Raw genomic sequence first — 15036 nt, 5'->3', positions numbered from 1 at the left:
TTGTTTTATTCTTAGTCGATTGCCTTAACAACAGCTTTCGGCGCTTCTTTTTTACTTCCGTCAAATCCTGTTACACCACCTACTGTGGTATACTTCATCACATATTTTTTATCTGGATTGATTCTTTGATAGGCGCTCTGGCACATCAAAGTGGCTTCATGGAACCCACAAAGTATCAATTTTAGTTTTCCCGGATAGGTGTTGACATCCCCAATGGCATAAATTCCCGGAATATTGGTCTGATAATCGTACGTATTGTCCACCTTGATTGCATTTTTTTCAATCTCTAGACCCCAATCTCCAATAGGTCCCAATTTGGGCGACAAGCCGAACAATGGAATAAAATTATCGACATCGATATTCCTTTCTTCGGATGTACTTGTATCCTTAACGGTCACTTTTTCCAAGTGGGATTCACCTTTCAGAGCAACCACTTCTGCAGGAGTTATCAAATTGATTTTGTCCTCATTTTTGAGTTGCTGTACCTTCTCAACCGAATCCAATGCCCCCCTGAACTCATTTCTTCTGTGTACCAAGGTTACTTCTTTGGCAACATCGGCCAAAAAGATGGACCAGTCCAAAGCGGAATCCCCACCTCCTGCGATCAGCACTTTTTTGTCTCGATACACTTCAGGTTCTTTGATCATATAGGCAACACCATTATCCTCAAACTTTTCCAAGTTTTCCAACAGTGGCTTTCTTGGCTCAAAGCTCCCCAGACCACCTGCAATGGCCACAACGGGCGCATGGTGTTTGGTGCCTTTGTTCGTGGTAACGATAAAGGTCCCATCATCCAGTTTTTCAATGGTATCTGCACGTTCGCCCAAGGTAAAACCAGGCTGGAACGGTTTAATCTGTTCCATAAGGTTATCCACTAAATCACCAGCGAGCACTTCTGGGTATCCGGGGATATCATAAATGGGTTTTTTTGGATATATTTCGGAGCACTGACCACCTGCTTGCGGCAATGCATCGATTAAATGACATTTGAGCTGTAACAGGCCTGCTTCAAAAACAGCAAAGAGACCCGTAGGTCCCGCTCCAATAATCAGAATATCTGTTTTGATCATATACTAGAGGTTTTGGCCTGCAACTTACTGCATGCACAAAAAAAGATTCATGATTTTAATCAGTTAGGAGATATTAATAACCTCTTCAATCTGCGGAGCGTACTTTTTTATGGTCATCTCCACACCGCTTTTTAAGGTCATCTGGTTTACGCTACATCCGATACAGTTTCCTTCCAAACGGACTTTTACTGTATTATCCTCGATGGATATCAATGTAATATCTCCTCCGTCGCTCTGCAAAAAAGGTCGTATCTCTTCCAACGCTTTTTCTACATTGCTTCTTGTTTCTTCTGATGTCATTGTTGTCATGCTCATTTCTTTTTAACAGCGGAACAACCGGCCATTGTTGTAATTTTTATTGCTTCGGTCGGGGGAAGGTCGGTATTTCTTCTCACCAACTCCTGCACCACATTTTTAGTAAGGTCCTCAAAAGCTTCTTCGGTCGGGGTTGCCGTTTGCAAGGCAGCAGGTCTTCCTACATCTCCCGCTTCTCGAATGCTCTGTACCAAGGGAATCTCCCCCAAAAAGGGAACTCCCAAATCTTCTGCAAGATTTTTTGCGCCGTTCTCTCCAAAAATATGGTACTTATTATCAGGTAGCTCCGCAGGTGTAAAATACGCCATATTCTCCACGATTCCCAATACGGGAACACTTATCGCCTCTTGTTGAAACATCGCTACTCCCTTTCTGGCGTCCGCCAATGCAATTTCTTGCGGTGTACTTACTACTACGGCACCAGTTACCGGTAAGGATTGCATTATGCTCAAATGGATGTCACCTGTTCCCGGTGGCAAATCCAGCAACAAAAAATCCAGTTCGCCCCAGTGCGCATCAAAAATCATTTGGTTCAATGCCTTTGCTGCCATCGGTCCTCGCCAAATAACCGCTTGGTTGGGCTCGGTAAAAAATCCGATGGAAAGTAATTTTACACCATAGTTTTCGATGGGCTTCATTTTGGCCTTGCCCTCTACGTTGATGGACAGTGGTTTTTCCGAAGCCACATCAAACATAATTGGCATGGATGGACCATAGATGTCCGTATCCAAAAGACCCACCTTAAAGCCCATTTTGGCCAAGGTCACTGCAATATTTGCCGTCACTGTAGATTTTCCTACACCTCCCTTACCGGACGCGACTGCAATGATATTTTGAATTCCGGGAATAGGATTTCCCTTGATTTGATTGACCTTGGGCTGTGCCGAAGCATCAACCTTAAGATTGACCTTTATTTTTGCTTTCTCGTATACCTCTCTGTGGATGCATTTCAAAATTTCCACTTCGGTCTTCTTCTTTGCCTGAAGACTTGGATTTTTGATGGTCACATCCACTTCAACCTCATCACCGAAAACCTGAACATTGGTCACTGCACCGCTCTCGACCAAGTTTTGGCCTTCACCGGGTGCGGAGATTTTTTCCAGTGCCTTAAGAATATCTGTTTTTTTCAACTTCATGGATCAATTTTTTAAACCAACTGTTTGAACTGGTTCTAAACTACAAAGATACGGTGTTGGCTTTAGATTAAGAAGTTGTGTTGAGGAATTTCAAAAAAATCACAAGATGAATTACCGGGAATAGAATAAATCAATCCAACGAACTTAAATTCATGTGATTATTGTGCAGGTTTTTTTGAAAAAATGTAGCTTAGAAGCTGCTATTTCAAATAACCCACCAACATGCCAATTAAAACCAAAGTTCCCTATCTGTTCCTCTTACTGATTTCCCTTATGTGGCTATCATGCTCCACAAATAAGGACACATTCAACAAAAGGGACGTAAAAAAGTCTGAAAAATTAATCGGTCTTCATTTTGCCAATAAAGACATTGATACGCTTTACCCTTACCTCAAAAGGAACCGAAGCGGTTTTGATTCCTTACGCAAATACCCATTGGGAAATGACGTTTTCCCTGCAGTACGTTTTGACCCAACACCATTTGGCTTCACTATGCCTGTCCAACAAAACGGGACCGAATGGGAGATTCCGGATAACGTTGAAATTCCAGAGCCATACGATTTGTTGGCTTTTTACACGATACCCCAGCTTGCATCGCTTATCAAAAACCAGAAAATTACGCCCACGGAACTCACGAAATTTTTCTTGGCACGACTCAAAAAATATCAGCCTACGTTGCAATGCAGCATCTCCATCACTGATAGCTTGGCATTGGAGCAGGCCAAGCGAGCCGACGAAGAAATCAAAAATGGGAAATATCGGGGAATCCTGCACGGTATACCCTATGGCACCAAAGATTTGATGGCGGTTCCAGGTTATCCCACCACTTGGGGGGCTGCGCCGTACAAAGACCAATTCATCAACGAAACGGCTACCGTTGTTAAAAAACTGGAGGAAGCGGGTGCGATTTTAGTGGCCAAATTGGTCTCCGGGGCATTGGCCCGAGGTGATGTATGGTTCGATGGAAAGACCAAAAACCCATGGGATACAACCCAAGGCGCCAGTGGTTCCTCTGCGGGGTCAGGTTCGGCAACGTCGGCAGGACTTGTGCCTTTTGCTTTGGGAACGGAAACATTGGGGTCGATTACTTCGCCAAGCACACGAAATGGCGTAACCGGCCTTAGGCCCACTTACGGGAGAGTAAGCAGACATGGAGTGATGAGCTTGAGCTGGTCCATGGACAAAGTCGGCCCATTGGGACGAAACGCGGAGGACTGTGCCATTATTTTTGAAGCCATTCAGGGAAAAGATGAAAACGACCTTACCACGGTTGACCTTCCTTTTGGCGTGGATTGGAAAAAAGACTACAAAAACTTACGGGTTGCCTATTTGAAAAAAGATATTGAAAAAGACACTACGGAATCTGGGGACAATCTTAGAAATGCCCTTAAGTCCCTAAAAGAAATGGGGGTTGAGCCCACAGCAGTAGAGATGCCCGAAGCAGTTCCCTATCGTGGGTTTGATATTATTTTGAGGGCCGAAGCAGGAGCATTTTTCGATGAATTGGTGCGTTCGGGCGGAGTCGACATCATGGTAGAGCAAGATCAGCGGTCCAGGGCCAACTCGTTAAGGCAAAGTAGGTTCATTCCTGCAGTTGAGTATATTCAGGCCAATAGACAACGTCAGGTACTCATTCAAAAAATGCAGGATTTGATGAAGAATTATGATGTGTTGATCTCACCTTCTTTTGGGAATGATCAACTTACTGCCACCAACCTCACCGGTCACCCAGTGATTGCAGTTCCTACGGGTCTAGATGACAAAAACCATCCGACCAGTATGACGTTTGTTGGCAATTTGTACGATGAGGAAAGTATTCTACTGTTGGCCAAGGCGTTTCAGGACAATACCTCTTTTGATGAATTGCATCCTCCAGGATATTGATTCAAAGTTCTTGGGCAGGATCCCAAAAATATTTTTGAAAGTCAACAATTTGATTCTCCTTTACTGGAATTCCTTCGTTCTCTAGGAGTTGTTGCATAATATTCGACCCATCAAAATGGTGCTTACCGGTTAACACACCCACCCGGTTTACTACGCGATGTGCCGGAACATCTTTGGCCAAGGAATTGTTCATGGCCCATCCTACCATTCTAGCGCTGCGGGCAGCCCCTAAATATTTGGCAATGGCACCATATGAGGTAACCCTGCCATAAGGAATCTCTTTGGCCACTTCGTAGACTTTATCAAAAAAGTTTTTCTCTTCCATGTTAGCGGTACATTATTCGAATCAGGGTAATGATCAAGAGTAAAAGCATCAAAGCACTCAGTATATAATTTGAATTTTTGGAAAAGCGATTGGTCTTTGTCTCCATTTTATCAAAATAAAAAGTGTAGAGGTATAAAACAGAAAATGTCCCTACTCCGGCAGCCACAACAAAGGTGGTGATGTCCTTGGCCTCGAATTTAATCCACCCAGCCTCGTTCCACATGGCATTTAATCCACTATAGTATGGAATGGTCAATAAATTGAGAGCTGCCAACAAAACCCCTTTAAAAAAACTGTTCTTTTTGCTCAGATTGACGTCTTTGATGGCCTGCGACTGAGTTTTGTTGCGCTTGGCCATAATAAAAAAATAGACGGCAAAAAAGGCAAAAACAGCGACCGCAATCTTAAATAGAACATCAATCACCTCTGGATTACGGTACAAAAATTTAGAGATATAAACCGCAATATAGGCCTGTACCATAATGGTGCCGGAAACACCCAAACTAAAAATGATCCCATTCAATTTTCCCTTTTCAACACTTACCTTGGCTGCGTTCATATTGAGCAAACCGGGAGGTACGGTGGCCATAAAGGCTGCCGAAAATGTGGCAAAAAAGAGTATGAGTACGTGGGTCATTGGTTAGTTGATCCTAAATTGGATATAGGTAATTGATTTTCCTTTTTCAAGATACTGATTTTCGTAGAAAGTCTGAATTTTAAGAACTTCAGATGGTGCTCCTTCGTTCTTGTAAACATCATGATTCGCATACACAATTTCGTGTCCCAAGCCTTGTAAAAGTCCTAAGGTGTAGCCGTGCATATACTCGCTATCGGTCTTTAGGTTAACAAGTCCCCCAGGCACAAGAATCTTTTTGTAACGTTCTAAAAAAACCGGATTGGTCATTCTATGCTTGGTCCGCTTGTACTTTATCTGTGGATCGGGGAAAGTAATCCAAATTTCGCTGACCTCTCCCTCTGCGAACAAGTAATCCACCAATTCTATTTGTGAGCGCAAAAAGGCAACATTGTCCAAGTTTTCTTCCAAAGCGGTTTTTGCTCCTCTCCAAAATCTTGCACCCTTTATATCGATTCCGATATGGTTCTTTTCTGGGTTTATTTGGGCAAGCCCAACAGTATACTCACCCTTACCACAGCCCAGCTCCAATACGATCGGGTTGTTGTTTCCAAAAAAGGAAGCCCACTTGCCTTTGTATTCGAATCCAGCCATAACATCTTCCCTCGTAGGTTGGACCACATTGGTAAATGTTTCGTTCTCTTTGAACCGCTTCAATTTATTCTTACTTCCCACTTTGGTGTTTTATTGAGCAAAAAATTAATGATTTGGCAAAACTAAGGAAATCTAAAAGCAATTCGCATTTTGTTTTTTTGTGGGTATGAATTCTTCCAAACGTATTCTGGTAGCTCCATTGAATTGGGGACTGGGACATGCTACTAGGTGTATCCCTATTATTCATGAATTATTGCGACACGGTCATCAACCCTATATCGCATCGGACGGCGTGGCACTATCACTGTTGAAGAAGGAATTCCCCAATATCCCAGCATTTGAACTCCCATCTTACAAGATTTCGTATGCAGAGAAGGCCAAGAACTTCAAAATAAAAATGATTTGGGACTCACCAAAAGTGCTCAAGGCCATGGCCAAGGAGAAAAAAGCTGTGAAGCGATTGGTGAAGGAACATGGCCTGGACGGAATTATCTCCGATAACCGATTGGGTGCCTACTATAAAAAGGTGCCCTGCATATTTATTACCCACCAGCTCAACGTCCTTTCCGGCAACACGACTTGGATGAGCTCCAAAGCACATCAAAAAATAATAAAAAAGTTTGATGCCTGCTGGGTCCCCGATGTTGAAGCGAAACCCAATTTGACAGGTAAGCTGGGACATCTAAAAAAATCCAAATTGAACATTGTGTATTTGGGTCCATTGAGCCGATTTGAAAAAAGACAATTTGCCATTACCAACGACTTGATGGTTTTACTGTCCGGTCCGGAACCGCAACGAACAATGCTGGAAGAAAAATTACTGAGTGAATTGCAGCAGTTTGAAGGTAATATTCTCTTCGTAAAAGGTAAAATTGAGGATGAACAGGTTGTGGAAGAGATCCAAACGCCAAGAGGAAAAATACGGCACTACAATTTTATGAAATCAGAAGAACTGGAAAATGCTATAAACCAGAGTGATAAAGTTCTATGCCGATCGGGATACACCACGGTTATGGATCTGGCTAAATTGGAAAAGAAAGCATTTTTTATCCCTACACCAGGGCAATATGAGCAAGAATATTTGGCGAAACGGATGCAAAAGCAGGGACTTGTCCCTTTTTCCAGTCAGGAGGATTTTACTGTGAAAGATTTATCGAGAATCGAAGAATTCTCAGGTTTGGCTCAGTTTGAATCGACCACTGACTATTCCTCCTTGTTTGAGGTTTTCTCTGCTACAGATACCGGAGCCTTAGCTTTTTCCAATGTAAAAGAGAATTCGGAACCTACATCGACCTCGCTCTCCACATAAATTTTTTCGCCGTGGCCTTCCACAATGTGCTTCACAATGGAAAGTCCAAGACCGGACCCTCCCTCGGCTCGGCTGCCACTTTGGTCCACACGATAAAATCGCTCGAACAATCTTGGAATATGCTGTTTGGGGATACCCCCTCCATTATCCGTTACCCGAACGATCACCTTATTTTTAATTAAGTTTTCTACACTTACCTCCGTGGTTCCTTTGGGCAGCCCATATTTAATAGAGTTTACCAAAAGGTTACTTATTACCTGTTGTATTTTTTCCTTGTCCCCGTTCACGTAGACAGGGTTCGGGTATTCCATATCAAAGGTGAGTGAGATTTCCTTTCTGGCCGCTTTCATTTCCAATAGGTCAAAGGTGTTCTGTATAAGCTCGATGATATCAAAATCCTCTCTCTCCAATTTCAGTTCACCTGCTTCCAATTTGGTGATAAGATCAAGATCCTTGACGATATAAATCAACCTTTCTACACCCTTATTGGCGCGTTGCAGATATTTTTTACGGAGCTTTTTATCCTTCATGGCCCCATCGAGTAAGGTCAAAATATAACCTTGGACCGTAAATAATGGTGTTTTTAATTCATGGGAAACGTTGCCCAGAAAATCTTTTCGGTATTCTTCTCGGATTTTAAGCGTGTCTATCTCTATTTTCTTTCCCTCGGCAAATTTTTCAATTTCCTGTACCAAAGTGCGCATATCGGTGGTTACAGGTTTTGAGGAAAAGGAAGATGATTCCAGAAGGGAGACATCATCATAAATTCTTTTGATTCGCCTATAAATGAAGCGTTCTACACGGATTTGAATTATTGCAAAACAGATACCAAAACATATCAAGGCAAAAAGTAAGGTGTGCGACCAATCTATATGGTCAACATCCATATGAAATCCTATAAATACCAGAGTGATCAAAATGGTGATAACCAAAGAAGATCGAAGTGCAAATTTGTATGATTTCTTTAGTTTTATGGCCATTAGAGTACAAACTTATACCCCACACCCTTAACGGTTTTAAAGTGGTGGTCGCCGATTTTCTCACGTAATTTTCTAATATGGACATCTATGGTTCGGCCGCCAACAACCACTTCGTTGCCCCAGACTTTATCCAAGATCACTTCTCGCTTAAAGACTTTGTTTGGCTTGGATGTTAAAAGTGAAAGGAGTTCAAATTCTTTTCTTGGAAGGACCATTTCTTCACCATCGTTTACAATTTTGTACTCTTCCCTATTGATGATAATCTCTCCGACTTTGACAATATCTTCCACTTCCTTTTTATCATCTTTTAATCGTCGCAGCAAAGCCTTGACCTTGCTCACCAATACTTTTGGTTTTATGGGCTTAGTGATATAATCGTCTGCCCCTGCATCAAAACCGGCCACTTGTGAATAATCTTCACCACGAGCCGTTAAGAAAGTGATTATAGTATGATCCAACCCCGGTGTGTTCCGGATCACTTCGCATGCCTCAATACCATCCATTTCCGGCATCATAACATCCATAATAATCAGATGGGGGCTTTTCTTCTTGGCCTTGGCAACTCCTTCCACTCCATTTTTGGCAGTGAATACTTCGTACCCTTCCGCAGAGAGGTTATAACTTATAATTTCCAGAATATCAGGTTCATCGTCTACCAATAGAATCTTAATGTCCTTGTTTTTCATGGGATGGTATTTCTGTGTTAAACGCCCAAATGTAAAGATAATACACTTACGGGATAAACGCTTAACGTTGATTTAATCTAGTAACCTTATTGTAACAAAACTGAAATAAACACTTAACATACAACTAACACGGCTTTTACAACCCGTGGCGTTCTTTGCGCCAAATATATACCTGATAATGAAATATTTTTTACTGATTTTTGCCTTGTTGGCAACATCACTGAGCAGCGCCCAGCAATCCACGGGTAGCATTGTCGGTAAATTAACCGACCAAGAGTACAACAATGAGCCACTTGCTTTTGCCAATGTGGTAATTAAGGGGACCACTATTGGAACTACTTCCGATTTTGATGGCCTTTATGAAATTTCCGGGATTGCCCCGGGCACTTACATTTTAGTATATAGTTATTTAGGTTATGAAACCGTAGAAATCCCAAATGTAACAGTAGAAGCTGGAAAAGTTACTAGCGTAGACGTTCCAATGAGTGCTGGACAGGGAATGGCACTAGATGAAGTAGTAGTTACCACTGTAGCCAGGAAAGATTCTGAAACCGCCTTGCTATTGGACCAAAAACGTGCAATTGAGATAAAAGAAAGTATTGGTGCCGTAGAATTGGGAAATTTAGGAATCTCCGATGTAAAATCTGCCGCTACTAAAATCTCCGGCGTTACTGAAAGTGAAGCTTCTGGAGATGTATTTGTTCGTGGTCTTGGAGATAGATATTTGACCACTACCTTTAATGGTCTTCCTATTCCATCCGATGACATCGAGAAAAAGAACATAGACCTTGGCTTGTTCCCAACTAGGGTAATCCAAAACGTGAGTATTAGCAAAACCTATTCTGCTGCCACTTCTGCCGACCAAGCTTCCGGTAATATAAATATTGCCTCAAGGGAATTGTCCGGAACCAGTGAATTGGAAGTGGGTGTTTCCATTGGAGCCAACACCAATGCTATTGGCGATGGTTCGGACGGGCAAGGTTTTAAGGTAACAGCAAACTACGAAGATACCTCTCTCGGATTTTACGATACCGATATCGATATCAGAGATCAAATCACCAACCAATCATGGGACGCCAGTACCGTTGAAACGCCAGCCAATATGGGCGTCAACATTAGTGGTGGAAAATCCTTTTTTGACAACAAGTTCAAGGTGTTCGGTACATTGTCCAACTCCAAAAATCATAAATATTACAGCCCTGGCGAATTTTTGATTTATGATCAGGTCACCGTTACAGACTCCATTACAGATTTTCAACAATGGGAAACAGAGCATGTAAACAATGCCATGTTGGACCTTACCTACCAAGATGATAAAAACATAATAAAATCTGTTACACTTTTTGTAAATACCTTAAATGATGTAGTATCAGAAGGAGGTAGAAACGGTTTTGGTAACATTCAGGAAGAGACCATTGGAGATTTTTCTGATTTTTTAAGAGATCAGAACACCAAGCAGACCCGTTTGTTTGTTACCCAATTGATCGGTAACCACAAGTTTGGAGAAAAAAATGTATTGGACTGGGCCGTTAGTTATAACAAACTTAACGCCGATGAGCCGAACAGGATTCGTAACATCATCAACTTTACCTCAGACCCCGTAAATGCTTTTCTCTACGAAAACAGTGCCTTTGAATCAAGAAAACTTTCCCAGACAATTGATGATGAAGAGTACAACGGTCTCTTAAAAGATAGGCTGAAAATCATTGATGAAGAAAATAAAAAATTTTACATTGACCTTGGGGCGAACTATAGAAAAAAGACAAGAGATTTTGAATCTACTTTTTATGGAGTTTCCAACGTAGATGACAATAGACCAAGCTCCACTTCATTGGATGATCTTGATCAGATTTTTACAGATGCCAACTTCAATAACAATATTTTGGAAATTATCGCTTTCCAATCCAACGAAGCTGGAGAAGTAAAGGATGAATATACCGGCGAGTATGAATCCATTGCAGGGTTTGCTCTTTTTAATGTTGGATTTGGAAACTGGAACTTTAACGCCGGCCTTAGGGCGCAACAAGATGAAATCGTAGTAAACTATGATGTGGCCAATGCACCTGGTGGTGAAGTTGGTTCCGTTTCAAGGGATTATACCAACGTTTATCCTAGTTTGAACATAAAATATGCACTTAATGAAGAGCATGCCCTTCGTTTTGCTGCCAGCCGTAGTATTACACTTCCAGAGTTTAAGGAAATTGCTCCTTTTAGATACATTTCCCCCACAGGGCAACAAGTTTTTGGTACTGTTGGAGATAATGCATTGGAAGCTTCGTTCTCCAACAACTTTGACCTTAAATGGGAGTTCTTCCCAACCAGGGGCCAGCTGATTTCTGCTTCCTTGTTTTATAAAAGCATAGAAGACCCCATCAACAAAGTACGCGCACGTGGTTCCGATGGTGCCTTGTTCACCTTCAGAAACACAGGGGAAGAAGCCACTATCTATGGTATCGAGATAGAATCCAAAATAGATATCATCACTCCTGAAATGAACGATGAGAACGGCAACCCATTAGGACCAACACTAAGTTTGGTACTAAACGCCAGTAGAATGTGGCACGAGCAAGACCTTATCGAAAGAACCACGGAAGAAGGTGCAATTATAGAAACCTTTAGATACGGAACCAATAAAAATGCCCCCCTACAAGGTGCTTCCGATTGGATCATGAACAGTAGTTTAAACTTGGAAACCTCTAACAATTGGGTGGCCAACGTATCAGCAAGCTATGCTTCGGACAAGATTTTTGCCATGGGATTTGCAAGAGCTCAAGAAGATTGGGATACCCGTTATAATGATGCCATTTTGGAAAAAGGATTCGTTGTGTTGAACTCGAAAATCAGTAAGCAGTTTGGACAAAACTTTCAAGTATCGTTATCCGGACAAAACTTGTTAAATCCAAAAATAGAACAGTCCATAAACTACTTGACTTCTGAAAGCAGAGCAGAATTGGAAGCATTTTCAGATGACAGGGAAGTACGTTTGGGCCCAGGAGCCCCACAAAGGGAGACTATTACCGATGTAGTTCGCTCTTATACTTTGGGCAGAACATTTAGCCTTGGACTTAAATATACCTTTTAACGCTAATCAATACAGTAGTCTAATAATTAATCTAAATCCATTTCATTTATGAAAACGAAAATTTTGAAAATTTCAATGTTATCACTGGCCACAATGGCACTGGTTTTTACCAGCTGTAGTGGTGACGATAATGGCGGGGACAATCCAACCACGCCTACCTGTGATGACAATATCCAAAACGGGGATGAAACAGGTGTAGACTGTGGTGGTTCTTGCGAGCCATGTGAAAATCCAGCTACAACGCTTACAGGTTCAATATCCGAGGATATGACCCTAGACCCAGCTGAGACTTATGTTCTACAAGGTTCTTTTAGTGTGGAGTCTGGAGCTACTTTGACCATCCCTGCTGGAACAACAATTACAGCCGAGGTTGAAGATGGTACCGAAACCAAAACTTACATCGTTGTACAAAAAGGAGGTATGATCGATGTTCAAGGTACCGAGGCCAACCCTGTTATCCTTACTTCTGCAAACGAAGAGCCAGGTGACTGGGGTGGTTTAATTCTTGCCGGTAACGCAACCACTACCGAAGGTGTGGATGCCGAAGCTGAAGTAGGCGGTATCATCTATGGAGGTACTGACGATGCCGACAACTCTGGTAGCATTGATTACTTGATCATTAACTACGCTGGTGCTCAAATCAGTACAGAATCTCAGTACAACGGTCTAACCCTTTACGCTGTTGGTTCAGGTACAACAATAAGTAACGTTGCCGTACTTAACGGTACCGATGATGGTGTTGAGTTCTTCGGTGGAACTGTTTCCGCATCCAACTTCTATTTAGAAAACAACGAAGATGATGCTATCGACTGGACTGAAGGATGGAACGGTACATTGACAAACGCTTATGTAGTTCACACTTCTGGATTCTCTACTGTTGTTGAAGCAGATGGAGAGAACAAAAACCCAAGTTTGGTTAATTTGACCGCTGTTTCTTCAGTTGGAGGTACAGCCCTTCAGTTTAAAAAAGAATCTGGAGCAACCATTACAGGACTTTCTTTGAACGGATACGATACATCTGTATTGATGAGCGACGCTGGTCCATTGGCCAACGTTCAAATTGAAGGAGCAGATGCCAATCCCAACCTATCTTACGTTGGTGATGCCACAGTTGATGTAGAAATGTTTGGATGGGTAAACTCTGCACTTGTGATCGAAGAAAGCAAATTGACAGGTTCCCTAACTTCCGATTTAACTTTGGATCCCGCTGTAGACTACTTTTTGGAAGGAAGCTTTAGCGTAGAATCCGGTGCTACATTGACTATTCCTGCTGGAACAAGAATCGTTGCCGATGTTGAGGAAGGCACTGAAACCAAAACATACATCGTAGTACAAAAAGGTGGTATGATCGATATTCAAGGTACTGCTACCGACCCTGTTGTTATGACTTCTTCCAACGAAGAACCAGGTGATTGGGGCGGATTGGTAATCGCTGGTGATGCAACTACTACCGAAGGTGTAGATGCCGAAGCCGAAGTAGGTGGTATCATCTACGGTGGAACAAACGATGCGGACAACTCTGGTAGCATTGAATACTTGATCATTAACTACGCTGGTGCGCAGATCAGCACTGAATCTCAGTATAATGGTCTTACCCTTTACGCTGTAGGTTCTGGAACCACAATTGATAACGTGGCTATCTTGAACGGTACCGATGATGGTGTTGAGTTCTTCGGTGGAACCGTTTCCGCTTCCAACTTCTATTTGGAAAACAACGAAGATGACGCTATTGACTGGACAGAAGGATGGAACGGTACATTGACCAATGCTTACGTATTGCACACAGCTGGTTTCTCCACTGTTGTTGAAGCCGATGGTGCCAATGGAAACCCAAGCTTGGTTAACTTGACCGCTGTTTCCACAGTTGGTGGTACAGCTCTTCAGTTCAAAAAAGAATCCGGAGCAACCATTACAGGACTTTCTCTAGACGGATATGATACATCAGTATTGATGAGCGACGCTGGTCCATTGGCCAATGTTCAAATTGAAGGCGCCGATGCCAACCCAGCAGAAACTTATGCTGCTGTTGCCTCTGTTGACATCAATACATTTACTTGGGCTACAGGAAATGCTGAAGCACAATCTGCTACGTTGACAGGTTCCCTTAACTCTACACTTACATTGGATGCTGATGTAACTTACTACTTGAACCAATCTTTCAGTGTTGAAGATGGAGCTACTTTGAACATCCCTGCTGGAACAACCATCATTGCCGATGTTGAAAATGGTGACGAAACCAAAACATACATTGTGGTTCAAAAAGGAGGTACAATCAATGTACAGGGTACTGCTGCTAATCCTGTTGTTATGACCTCATCCAACACAACTCCTGGTGACTGGGGTGGTTTGGTAATTGCCGGTAAAGCTACTACTACCGAAGGTGTGGATGCCGAAGCTGAGGTTGGAGGTATTCTTTATGGTGGTACTGAAGATGATGACAATTCAGGTAGCATCGAATACTTGATCATTAACTATGCCGGTGCGCAGATTAGCACCGAATCTCAGTATAATGGCCTTACACTTTATGCAGTAGGTTCTGGAACAACAATCGATAATGTTGCCATCAAAAATGGAACAGACGACGGTGTTGAGTTCTTTGGTGGAACCGTTTCCGCTTCCAACTTCTACTTGGAAAACAACGAAGATGACGCTATTGACTGGACAGAAGGATGGAACGGTACATTGACCAATGCTTATGTATACCATACTTCTGGCTTCTCTACCGTTGTTGAAGCCGATGGTGCTAACGAAAACCCAAATTTGGTCAACTTGACCGCTGTTTCCACGGTTGGTGGTACAGCCCTTCAGTTCAAAAAAGAATCTGGTGCAACCATTACAGGACTTTCTTTGGTTGGATATGACACTTCTGTATTGATGAGCGATGCTGGTCCATTGGCCAACGTTCAAATTGAAGGTGCAGATGCTGATCCAGCCGAAGCATATGATGCTGCTGCTACAGTAGACCTAACAATCTTTGACTGGGCCAACTAATCAAGATTGGTCAGACACTTATATTTTAAG

General features: G+C 42.4%; 12 protein-coding genes. 4 read left to right on the top strand and 8 right to left on the bottom strand.

Features of this window, described 5'->3' with window-relative positions:
* Window positions 1–11: 11 nt before the first annotated feature.
* The 3 genes from GUA46_RS03565 to GUA46_RS03555 form a co-directional block, all read right to left on the bottom strand.
* Window positions 12–1070 (bottom strand): NAD(P)/FAD-dependent oxidoreductase, encoded by a 1059-nt coding sequence (locus GUA46_RS03565; protein WP_176619314.1) that lies wholly within the window; start codon window positions 1068–1070, stop codon window positions 12–14.
* Window positions 1071–1133: 63 nt separating this feature from the next.
* Window positions 1134–1370, bottom strand: a complete 237-nt coding sequence (locus tag GUA46_RS03560; protein ID WP_108246045.1) for a NifU family protein — start codon at window positions 1368–1370, stop codon at window positions 1134–1136.
* An 11-nt stretch (window positions 1371–1381) separates the two neighbouring features.
* A complete protein-coding gene (locus GUA46_RS03555; RefSeq protein WP_176619313.1) occupies window positions 1382–2521 on the bottom strand; it encodes an Mrp/NBP35 family ATP-binding protein in 1140 nt (379 codons plus the stop codon).
* Window positions 2522–2743: 222 nt separating this feature from the next.
* Between GUA46_RS03555 and GUA46_RS03550 the strand changes: the two genes are divergently transcribed.
* Window positions 2744–4405 carry an amidase gene (locus tag GUA46_RS03550; protein WP_176619312.1) on the top strand — a complete coding sequence of 554 codons (1662 nt, stop codon included), beginning with the start codon at window positions 2744–2746 and terminating at the stop codon, window positions 4403–4405.
* 1 nt (window position 4406) lies between these two features.
* Here GUA46_RS03550 and GUA46_RS03545 read toward each other — a convergent pair whose 3' ends face one another.
* From GUA46_RS03545 to trmB, 3 genes are read right to left on the bottom strand one after another with little or no spacing between them, the layout of a single operon-like run.
* Complete coding sequence (locus GUA46_RS03545; RefSeq protein ID WP_108246033.1) at window positions 4407–4730, bottom strand: MGMT family protein; 324 nt, start codon at window positions 4728–4730, stop codon at window positions 4407–4409.
* 1 nt (window position 4731) lies between these two features.
* The gene (locus tag GUA46_RS03540) at window positions 4732–5367 is read right to left on the bottom strand and encodes a LysE family transporter (RefSeq protein WP_108246034.1); all 636 of its coding nucleotides are present in this window, start codon (window positions 5365–5367) and stop codon (window positions 4732–4734) included.
* Window positions 5368–5370: 3 nt separating this feature from the next.
* On the bottom strand, window positions 5371–6039 hold the full coding sequence (gene trmB, locus GUA46_RS03535; protein ID WP_176619311.1) for a tRNA (guanosine(46)-N7)-methyltransferase TrmB: 669 nt from the start codon (window positions 6037–6039) through the stop codon (window positions 5371–5373).
* An 85-nt stretch (window positions 6040–6124) separates the two neighbouring features.
* On the opposite strand from trmB, the gene GUA46_RS03530 reads away from it, so the two are divergent.
* Complete coding sequence (locus tag GUA46_RS03530; RefSeq protein WP_176619310.1) at window positions 6125–7267, top strand: glycosyltransferase; 1143 nt, start codon at window positions 6125–6127, stop codon at window positions 7265–7267.
* On the opposite strand, the gene GUA46_RS03525 is transcribed toward GUA46_RS03530, so the two are convergent.
* Together GUA46_RS03525 and GUA46_RS03520 are read right to left on the bottom strand one after the other, a co-directional pair.
* Window positions 7162–8247 carry a sensor histidine kinase gene (locus GUA46_RS03525; RefSeq protein WP_176619309.1) on the bottom strand — a complete coding sequence of 362 codons (1086 nt, stop codon included), beginning with the start codon at window positions 8245–8247 and terminating at the stop codon, window positions 7162–7164. The genes GUA46_RS03530 and GUA46_RS03525 overlap by 106 nt on opposite strands.
* The gene (locus GUA46_RS03520) at window positions 8247–8933 is read right to left on the bottom strand and encodes a response regulator transcription factor (RefSeq protein WP_176619308.1); all 687 of its coding nucleotides are present in this window, start codon (window positions 8931–8933) and stop codon (window positions 8247–8249) included. Before GUA46_RS03520 ends, GUA46_RS03525 begins: the two co-directional genes overlap by 1 nt.
* A gap of 178 nt (window positions 8934–9111) precedes the next feature.
* Here GUA46_RS03520 and GUA46_RS03515 point away from each other — a divergent pair, with 178 nt between their 5' ends.
* On the top strand, window positions 9112–12015 hold the full coding sequence (locus GUA46_RS03515; RefSeq protein ID WP_176619307.1) for a TonB-dependent receptor: 2904 nt from the start codon (window positions 9112–9114) through the stop codon (window positions 12013–12015).
* A gap of 48 nt (window positions 12016–12063) precedes the next feature.
* Window positions 12064–15006, top strand: coding sequence for a beta strand repeat-containing protein (locus GUA46_RS03510; RefSeq protein WP_176619306.1), 2943 nt, complete (start codon window positions 12064–12066; stop codon window positions 15004–15006).
* The last annotated feature ends 30 nt before the right edge of the window (window positions 15007–15036 follow it).

Origin of the sequence: Flagellimonas chongwuensis, assembly GCF_013376415.1 — a bacterium.
GTDB lineage: Bacteria > Bacteroidota > Bacteroidia > Flavobacteriales > Flavobacteriaceae > Flagellimonas > Flagellimonas chongwuensis.
The sequence above is the reverse complement of the archived record's forward strand: the minus strand, read 5'-3'. Positions and strand labels throughout refer to the sequence as shown.